At 69.6% G+C, this 9,027-nt stretch carries 8 protein-coding genes; 5 read left to right on the forward strand and 3 right to left on the reverse strand.

All coding sequences use genetic code 11. The features are described from left to right. The first annotated feature begins 10 nt into the window (after positions 1-10). The 5 genes from mshD (at position 11) to pstB (ending at position 5,149) form a co-directional block, all read left to right on the forward strand. Positions 11-988, forward strand: a complete 978-nt coding sequence (mshD, locus tag ACTIDRAF_RS0215715; protein WP_026066155.1) for a mycothiol synthase — start codon at positions 11-13, stop codon at positions 986-988. Positions 989-1,207: 219 nt separating this feature from the next. Continuing rightward, positions 1,208-2,323, forward strand: coding sequence for a phosphate ABC transporter substrate-binding protein PstS (gene pstS / locus ACTIDRAF_RS0215720; protein WP_016699686.1), 1,116 nt, complete (start codon positions 1,208-1,210; stop codon positions 2,321-2,323). Positions 2,324-2,533: 210 nt separating this feature from the next. Further along, complete coding sequence (gene pstC / locus ACTIDRAF_RS0215725) at positions 2,534-3,439, forward strand: phosphate ABC transporter permease subunit PstC (protein WP_016699687.1); 906 nt, start codon at positions 2,534-2,536, stop codon at positions 3,437-3,439. 5 nt (positions 3,440-3,444) lie between these two features. Continuing rightward, the gene (pstA, locus tag ACTIDRAF_RS0215730) at positions 3,445-4,356 is read left to right on the forward strand and encodes a phosphate ABC transporter permease PstA (RefSeq protein WP_016699688.1); all 912 of its coding nucleotides are present in this window, start codon (positions 3,445-3,447) and stop codon (positions 4,354-4,356) included. 16 nt (positions 4,357-4,372) lie between these two features. Beyond that, positions 4,373-5,149 (forward strand): phosphate ABC transporter ATP-binding protein PstB, encoded by a 777-nt coding sequence (pstB, locus tag ACTIDRAF_RS0215735; protein WP_016699689.1) that lies wholly within the window; start codon positions 4,373-4,375, stop codon positions 5,147-5,149. 48 nt (positions 5,150-5,197) lie between these two features. Here the strand turns inward: pstB and ACTIDRAF_RS0215740 are convergent, their stop codons facing one another. The 3 genes from ACTIDRAF_RS0215740 to ACTIDRAF_RS29175 all read right to left on the reverse strand — a co-directional run. Continuing rightward, positions 5,198-6,046, reverse strand: coding sequence for a helix-turn-helix domain-containing protein (locus ACTIDRAF_RS0215740; RefSeq protein ID WP_245533553.1), 849 nt, complete (start codon positions 6,044-6,046; stop codon positions 5,198-5,200). A gap of 145 nt (positions 6,047-6,191) precedes the next feature. Further along, entirely contained in the window at positions 6,192-6,848 is a 657-nt protein-coding gene (gene phoU, locus ACTIDRAF_RS0215745; protein ID WP_016699691.1) for a phosphate signaling complex protein PhoU, read from the reverse strand. An 85-nt stretch (positions 6,849-6,933) separates the two neighbouring features. After that, positions 6,934-9,027 (reverse strand): LCP family protein (locus ACTIDRAF_RS29175; RefSeq protein ID WP_211215359.1); only part of this gene is annotated, 2,094 nt, incomplete at its 5' end.

The following is a 9,027-nucleotide window of genomic DNA, read 5'->3' on the forward strand; positions in this document are numbered from 1 at the left end:
CCGGGGAGCCGTGCTGACTGTGACCTGGCGCAACGGCCTGTCCGCCGAAACCGTGGCGGAGGTGGACGCCCTGCTCGACGCGGCGACGGCCGCCGACGGCGCGGCACCGGTGTCCGAGCAGGTGCTGCGCCGACTGCGCCAGCGGAGCCCGGCCGCCGAGCAGGTGGAGCTGGTCCAGGGCGACCTCGCCGGTTCGGAGCACTTCGTCGCCAGGCTGGCCGGGGGCGGACTGGCCGGCTACGCGTTCCTGGACACCGAGGGCGACTCCGAGGGGCGTGCGGTGGCCGAGCTGGTCGTGCACCCCGAGCACCGGGGTGCCGGAGTGGGCTCGGAGTTGGTCCGCGCGCTTCTCGAACGGGTGGGCTTGCCCGTCACCCCGGAGGGGCAGTCCGGCGACACCCTGCGCGTGTGGTCCCACAGCGGTCACCCGGCGGCGGCCAGGCTGGCGGCCCGCTTCGGCTTCCGGGAGGCCCGCCAGCTCTGGCGGATGTGGGCGAGGTTGTCCTCGGAGTTGCCCGAGCCCCGGTGGCCGGAGGGGGTCGCGCTGCGCTCCTTCGTCCCCGGGCAGGACGAGGAGGACGTGGTCGAGGTCAACCGCCTCGCCTTCGCCTGGCACCCGGAACAGGGCTCCCTGAGCGTCGCTGACCTGAGGGGCCAGCAGGAGGAGTCGTGGTTCGACCCCGCCGGCCTGCTGCTCGCGGTCGACGCCGGGGGACGGGTGCTGGGTTTCCACTGGACGAAGGTGCACCAGCCGGGCCCTGGTGGGCCGGACCAGCCCCACGGCGAGGTCTACGTGCTCGGCGTCCGCCCGGAGGCGCAGGGCACCGGTCTCGGCACGGCGCTGACCCTGGCCGGCCTCCACCACCTGGCCGGCCGGGGACTGGACAGCGTCCTGCTGTACGTGGAGGGCGACAACGGGGCCGCGATCCGGGTGTACGAGAAGCTGGGCTTCACCCACGGCGAGACCGATGTTCAGTTCGCCCGGTGACTTGCTGCCGGATCAACTACCGAACGTGATGTCCGAGTCGCCTGATGAGCGGGGTAGTTCCTGCCAGAAGTGGCACTTTGGGCCGGCGGATCGTGACTCGCAGCGACTTGTTCACCTTTCGTTCACCTTCCCCCCAGGAGCAGGCCACCAGCACTGCCTACCGTCCTCATCGGCGGCAAACCGCTGCCCAGAGGGAAATCTCCGGTTCTGGAGGATCACGTGAAGACCAAGCGGCACCTCACCGCGTTGGGCCTGGCCGCCGCTAGCGCTCTGCTGCTCTCGGCCTGTGGTACCGACGACAACAGTGCCAGCCGTGGTGACGACGCGCAGGGGGGCAACGGCGGCACCAGCGGCGAGTGCGCCGGCCAGGAGAACATCCAGGCGGAGGGGGCGTCCTCCCAGGCCAACGCCATGGACGAGTTCAGCGTCGTCTACCAGGACGAGTGCGCGGGCTTCTCCATCGACTACAACCCCACCGGCTCCGGTGCGGGCATCAAGCAGTTCAACGCGGGCCAGGTCGACTTCGCGGGTTCCGACTCGCCGCTGAAGGACGAGGAGATCACCGCCGCGACCGACCGGTGCGAGGGCGCGGTCCCGCTGCACCTGCCGATGGTCTTCGGCCCGGTCGCGATCGCCTACAACCTCCCGGGCGTGGACGACCTCGTGCTGGACGGCGAGACCATCGCCCAGATCTTCAACGGGACCATCACGAGCTGGAACGACGACGCCATCGCCGCGCTGAACGAGGGCGTTGACCTTCCGGACCAGGAGATCCTCCCGATCTTCCGCAGCGACGAGTCCGGCACCACGGAGAACTTCCAGCAGTACCTGGAGGCCGCGGCCGGCGACGCCTGGACCTCGGGCGGCGGCAAGTCCTTCACCGGTGGTGTCGGCGACGGTCGGGCCAAGTCCGACGGTGTCGCCAGCGGCGTGGCCGGCACCGAGGGCTCCGTCACCTACGTCGAGGTTTCCTTCGCGCACAGCAACGACCTGAGCATCGCCCAGATCGACAACGGCTCCGGCCCGGTCGAGCTGAACGACGAGAGCACCGGCGCCGCGATCACCAACGCCACGCTGGCCGGTGACGGTGCCGACATGGTCATCGACCTCGACTCGGTGTACGGCACGCAGGCCGAGGGTGCCTACCCGCTGGTCATGGCCACCTACCAGATCGTGTGCTCGGAGTACCCCGAGAGCGAGACGGCGGAGGCCGTGAAGTCCTTCCTGCGGGTCGCGGCCACCACCGGTCAGGAGAACCTCTCCACGCTCGGGTACGTGCCGCTGCCCGGGGAGTTCCAGGAGCAGCTGCTCGACTCCATCGAGACCATTTCGTGACCAGGGCGCCGGCTGCGTTCTCCCGCGCGAGACACTTGGTCAGCAGTTAAGTGAGCGGCTTGACGCCCCACCCAGGGTGGGGCGTCACCGGCCTTTCCGGAGGGTCCCATCAGCAACGCAACCGAAACCACCGACACTGGCAGTGGCGCGCGACCGCCAGCGGGCGGTTCCGCCGGTCGGGGTGGCACGGTCCGGCGCCCCGGCGACCGCGTGTTCCGCAGCCTCGCGCTGGGCTCCGGCGGATTCGTGGTGGCCCTCATCGCCGCGATCGGGATCTTCCTGCTGCTCCAGGCGCTGCCCTCCCTGCAGGCCAACCAGGTCTCCTTCCTCACCAGCGGTGAGTGGACCACCGGGGATCCGAACAACATGCGGTTCGGCATCCTCTACCTGCTCTGGGTGACTGTCGCCACCGCCGCCTTCGCGCTCGTGCTGGCGATGCCGATCGCCTTGGGCATCGCGCTGTTCCTCACCCAGTACGCGCCACGGAGCCTGGCACGGGTCTTCGCGTACATCATCGACCTGCTCGCCGCGGTGCCCTCGATCATCTTCGGCCTGTGGGGCCTCCAGGTGCTCGGCCCGGCGCTCGTCCCGACCGCCGAATGGCTGAACTCCAACCTCGGTTGGTTCCCGCTGTTCTCCGACGGCAACGTCTCCATCCGGGGCGGCGGCACGATCTTCACGGCGGGCATCGTCCTCGCGGTGATGATCCTGCCGATCATCACCGCCATCACCCGCGAGATCTTCGAGCGGACACCGAAGGACCAGATCGAGGGCGCGCTCGCGCTCGGCGCGACCCGGTGGGAGGTCATCAGGACCACCGTGCTGCCCTTCGGCCGCGCCGGGTACGTCAGCGGTTCGATGCTGGGCCTCGGTCGGGCGCTCGGTGAGACCGTCGCCCTCTACCTGATCCTCTCCGGAGCCTCCGGGCGAGCCCCGGAGCTGTCCCTGTTCGACGGGGACGCCACCATCGCGTCGAAGATCGCCAACGACGCCGCCGAGTTCAACAACGAGATCTCCGCCGGTGCCTACATCGCGGCCGGGTTGGTGCTCTTCGTGCTCACCTTCGTGGTGAACGCACTGGCTCGCTGGATCACCACCAGCCGGACGGGGAAGTGAGAGAAGTGAGCACCGAACTCGAACTCGAACGGCCCGCGCAGCCCCCGTCGTTCCAGGGCATCAGCAGCGGTCGCAAGGCGAAGAACCTCACGGCCACCGTGCTGGTGACGCTGTGCTTCACCGTGGCGGTCATCCCGCTGATCTGGGTGCTGTGGACCGTGGCGAGCCGGGGCATGGAGAGCCTGCTCCGCGCCGAATGGTGGAGCCACTCCCTCTCGGGAGTCCGGGCGAACGAGGACCTCGGCGGCGCGTACCACGCCATCTACGGGACGATCGCCCAGGGACTCGTCACCGCGGTGATCGCCGTACCGATCGGCATCCTGGTCGGCATCTACCTGGTGGAGTACGGCGCGGGCACCCGTTTCGCCCGGGTGACGACCTTCACGGTCGACATCCTCACCGGCGTGCCCTCCATCGTCGCGGCGCTCTTCGTGTACTCGGTCTGGATCAGCATCTTCGGGTTCTCCCGGAGCGCGTTCGCGAACTGCCTCGCGCTGTTGTTGCTGATGATCCCGATGGTCGTGCGCAGCACCGAGGAGATGCTGCGGGTCGTGCCCAACGAGCTCAGGGAGGCCTCCTACGCCCTGGGCATCCCCAAGTGGAAGACGATCGTCAAGGTCGTCATCCCCACGGCGCTCTCCGGTATCGTCACCGGCGTCATGCTGGGTGTCGCGCGCATCATGGGTGAGACCGCGCCCGCGCTGATCCTGATGGCCTACTCGGCCCGGATCAACACGGACATCTTCGACGGCAGCATGGCCAACCTGCCGCTGTTGATGGTCAAGGAGTTCACGAACCCGGAGGCCGCCGGCTTCAACCGGACCTGGGGAGCCGCGCTCACCCTGATCCTGATCATCATGCTCTTCAACCTCGCCGCCACCCTCGTGTCGAGGCTGTCCGCGGTCAAGACCAAGTAGTCGGGACGTATTCACGATGGCCAAGCGCATTGACGTCAAGGACCTGAACATCTACTACGGCAAGTTCCACGCCGTGGAGAACGTGACGCTCTCGGTGCCGCCGCGCAGCGTCACGGCGTTCATCGGCCCCTCCGGGTGCGGCAAGTCGACCGTGCTCCGCTCGTTGAACCGGATGCACGAGGTGATCCCCGGGGCGAGGGTCGACGGTAGCGTCCTGCTCGACGGCGCCGACATCTACGGCGCCGGCGTGGACCCGGTCGAGGTCCGCCGCACCATCGGCATGGTCTTCCAGCGGCCCAACCCGTTCCCCACCATGTCCATCCGCGACAACGTCGTGGCAGGGCTGCGGCTCGCGGGAACGAAGAACCGCCAGCAGCTCGACGAGGTCTGCGAGAAGTCGCTGCGCGGCGCGAACCTCTGGGAGGAGGTCAAGGACCGGCTGAACAAGCCCGGCGGCGGGCTGTCCGGCGGTCAGCAGCAGCGCCTCTGCATCGCCAGGGCCATCGCCGTCCAGCCCGACGTGCTGCTCATGGACGAGCCCTGCTCGGCCCTCGACCCGATCTCGACCCTGGCCATCGAGGACCTGATCACCGAGCTCAAGCAGGACTTCACCATCGTCATCGTCACCCACAACATGCAGCAGGCCGCGCGGGTGAGCGACCAGACCGCCTTCTTCAACCTGCACGGGGTGGGCCAGCCGGGCCGGTTGGTCGAGATCGACGAGACCAGCAGGATCTTCTCCAACCCCAGCCAGCGGGCCACCGAGGACTACATCTCGGGCCGTTTCGGCTGATCCGGCCGGGAGTCCCGGATTCCGGTACCGCCGGCGGGGTGACCGACGTCAGACCCCGATCCCGTCGGCGACCCCGGCGATCAGCCGGACCGAATCCCTGGGGTCGAGAGCCAGTTTCTCCACCTGGTCGAGGGCGGTCGCGTACCGCCGGGTCTGCGCCGGTTTGTCCAGGAAGGTGCAGGCGGCCGAGTTCTGGAGGAAGACCACGGCGGGCGTGGCGGGGTCCGGCAGCTCGACGTAGGTCACGTTGTCCCCGAGCAGGGGGTGTTCGCCGGCGCTGAACGGCAGTACGCGGACGGTCACGTTCCGCCGGTAGGACACCAGCACCAGGTGCTCGAGCTGGTCCCGCAGGACACCGGGGCCGCCGACGAGCCGGCGCAGCGCGCCCTCGTCGATCACCACCCGGAGGTCGAGGGGTTCCGGCGCGGCCAACCGCTCCTGGCGTCGTTGTTGCACGCGCAGCAGCCGCCCGGTCGCGCAGCCCGGGTCCGCGCCCGCCGCCATGCTGCACCGGGCGTACTCCTCGGTCTGGAGCAGACTGGGCACCACGTCGGAGTGAAAGGACCGGAGCGCCGTCGCACCGGCCTCCAGCCCGATGTAGGTGTCGAAGCCGGGCTGGAGGATCTTGCCGTACTCCTGCCACCAGCCGACCCGCTTCGACTCGCTCGCCAGCGTGCGCAGGCGTTCGAACTCGTCCGCCGGCGCTCCGTAGAACTCGAGCATGAGCCGGACGTCGGAGGTGCGGACCGGGACCTTGCCCAGCTCGATCTGGCTGATCTTGCCCTGGGAACAGTCGAGGTGGGCGGCGACCTCGCGGTGCGTCTTGCCGGCGGCCTCCCGGAGGCCTCGGAGTTCCGTGCCCAGCCGGCGCCTGTCCAACGTCGGATTACCGCCCACGAGTCCCCCTCGAAGTCACCCGACAAGATCCCAGCGACCCGAGTCAGCATCGCACACGGCTCACGCGGGTGACGGAACAAAACGCCGGGGACGGCGGCACCCCGTGTTCGCAGCCGCTGCTACTAACCGCGCGGCTGGTGGGACCTCAGTCGCCGCTGGGGTGCGGCGGCTCCCCCGTCACGACGAAGATCACCCGCCGCGCGACCGAGACGGCGTGGTCGGCGAAGCGTTCGTAGAACCGGCCGAGCAGGGTGATGTCCACGGCGGCGGGCAGGCCGTGCGGCCAGCCCTGCTGCATCAGCACGGTGAAGAGGTGCCGGTGCAGGTCGTCCATCTCGTCGTCGGCTTCCTCGAGCTGGCGCGCCAGGCTGATGTTCCTGGTCCTGATGACCTGCTCGGCCTGCTTGGCGAGTTCGACGGCGACGCGGCCCATCTCCACGAAGTAGGGGCGGACCTCCTCGGGCAGCACTGGCTGCGGGTGGCGCCGACGGGCGGCCTTGGCGACGTGCAGGGCCAGGTCGCCCATCCGTTCCAGGCTCTCGGCGGCGTGGATCGCGCTGATCACGTTCCGCAGGTCGCCCGCCACGGGAGCCTGGAGGGCGAGCAGCGCGAAGGCGTGTTCCTCGCAGTCCGACCGCGCCTCGTCGATCCTGGCGTCATCGCCGATGACCTGTTCGGCGAGCGTGAGGTCCGCGTCCAGGAGTGCTTTCGTGGCGAGCTCGATCGCCGTGGCGTCCATCTCACACATGCGGGCGAGCGCGTCCGCGAGCTGGTCAAGCTGGTCCTGGTAGGCCTCACGCATGTACCCACCATACGTAATCGTCCCGCCTGACGCGGAATGCCCGGGTGAACGGGCGGTGAACCTCCTCCGATCGGCCGTGCCGTGATCAGCGGATACCGCAGATCTCCTGGCTCGCGTTCACCGTGTCCAGGTTGCCGGGGAGCCGGGGCTGCTCCTCGCCGGAGGTGCCCTCGGCGCCTCCCGTCGCCGACGGCGAAACCGGCGGTGCCGACTCGACCCCGGTGAAGTTCGGGCCGATGACCAGCTGGATGGCGCCACCCAGCGCGGGGTCCTCCCGCAACTCCGCACCCGGGACCATCGCGGCCAGGGTGGCCGCCTGGGCGCGGAACTCGGCCGAGTGCAGGACCAGGGTGGTCTCGACCTGCTCCGGGGCGTTGGTGCTGGTGACGATCTCGAAGCCAGCCGCCGAGAGCGCGTTGGACGCCGTGGTGGCCGCTCCGGAGATCGTGCTGCCGTTGAGCACCTGGATCTTGACGCCGGTGGGGTCGACCAGGTCGGGTCCGCCGGCCCCGGCGCCCTCGGCCTGGTTCTCGGCGCCCTCGCCCTCCGCCTCGTCGACCTCCTCGCCGGGCAGCGGGATGTCCTCGATGATCGCGCGGAACAGCGCGTCCACCGCCTCCGGGACCATCACCTCGTTGCCCCGCTCGTTGGCTTCCCCGACGGTCGGCAGGGTCACGAAGGTGACCCGGCCGGTGTCCAGGCCCTGCATGGACTGCGCGAGGCTGAGCAGGCTGTCGGTGCTCAGGTTGTCGCCGTAGGTGTTCCGCGCGAAGGTGCCGACGAAGTCGGTGAGCCGCGCGGGGTCCAGCAGCACGTCGCCCGAGGTGACCTTGCGCAGCAGTGAGGACAGGAACAACTGCTGCCGGTGCATGCGCCCGTAGTCCGACGTCACGTCACCCTGGACCTTCCTGGCCCGGACGAAGTTCAGGGCGGTCGGTCCGCTGATCGTCTGCCACCCCGGTTCCGGCAGGATCGTGCCCAGCACCTGGTCGACCATTGGCGCCTCGACGCAGACGTCCACGCCGTCGACCGCGTCCACCATCTCGCGGAAGCCGCCGAAGTCGAGGCCGACGAAGTTCGTCATCTTCAGAGTGGTGATGTTCTGGATGGTCTTCACCATGCACCGGGGCCCGCCCACGGCGTACACCGCGTTGAGCTTCACCTGGGTGGCCGGGCCGACGAGCTCGTCGGTGTAGTCCCGGGTCTCGGGGTTCCAGCGGTCGCACTCCGGCCGGTCCACCTCGAGGTCCCGGGGGAAGGACACGATCACCAGCCGCTCCCGGTCGGCGGGGATGTGGGCGAGCATCGTGGTGTCCGCCCGGTCGCCGTCCGCGTCGTCCACGGTGCCGGCGTTGTCCTCCTCGGTGGCGCCGTACCGGCTGTCCGAACCCACGATCAGGAAGTTCTCGTCACCGTACTGCTTGTCCGGGTCGGCGATCGCGTCGGACTCGGTGTCCAGTGCGGACACGTGGGAGAACTGGTTGTCGACCCAGCCACGCGCGCCCCAGCCGAACCCGGTGGCGAGAAAGGTGGTGACCGCCGCCGCGAGGGCGACACCCTTGCCGATCACCCGGCCCCGGCTGGAAGTGGAGGAGCGTAAGCCGGTGAAGGCGACCAGCTTGCCGACCGCCGCCTTGGCCGCCGCCTTCGGTTTCCGGTCCTCCTCGGCGGCGTCCTCCCGGTCGCCGTCCTTCCCGGGTGTCTCCCCCGGCTGCTCGTCCGCGTCGTCGACCAGTCCGTCCTGGTGGACCTCGGTCCGGTCCGGGTCGGCGGGAGCCGATCCCTGGACGTCCGCTTCGGACATCCGGGGCTTCGTCGACGGGTCGAACTTCTCGACGGCGCTGTCCAGGTCCGCGTACTGGTCCTGGGGCTCCAACTTGCTGATGAGCTTGCCGAGCCGTTTCCTGCGCTTCTTCTCCCGCTCCTGTTCCTCCTCGGCGAGTTCGTCGTGGACGGCGGAGAACCGCGCGAGGGTCTCGTCGATGGACCGGGTGCGGTGGGTGAGGACGGTTTCCTCGGTCTTGGGACCGTCGTCGTACTCGGGGGGCGGGGCCGGCCGGGGCGGCCGGGGCACGTTGGGGTTGGAGCGGGGGCCTGGATCCTGATGTGCGCCGGGGGAATCGCCCGGTTGGGGCGCACCCGCTCCGGCGGCGCCGGCTCCCGCCGCGAGCGGTCGCGG

The organism is Actinoalloteichus spitiensis RMV-1378, assembly GCF_000239155.1.
GTDB classification, from domain to species: domain Bacteria; phylum Actinomycetota; class Actinomycetes; order Mycobacteriales; family Pseudonocardiaceae; genus Actinoalloteichus_B; species Actinoalloteichus_B spitiensis.

What these genes read in the sequence shown, in the direction of transcription:
- pstB (WP_016699689.1), top strand. Translation starts at nt 4,373, where the DNA reads ATGGCCAAGCGCATTGACGTCAAGGACCTGAACATCTACTACGGCAAG.
- phoU (WP_016699691.1), bottom strand. Translation starts at nt 6,848, where the DNA reads ATGCGTGAGGCCTACCAGGACCAGCTTGACCAGCTCGCGGACGCGCTC.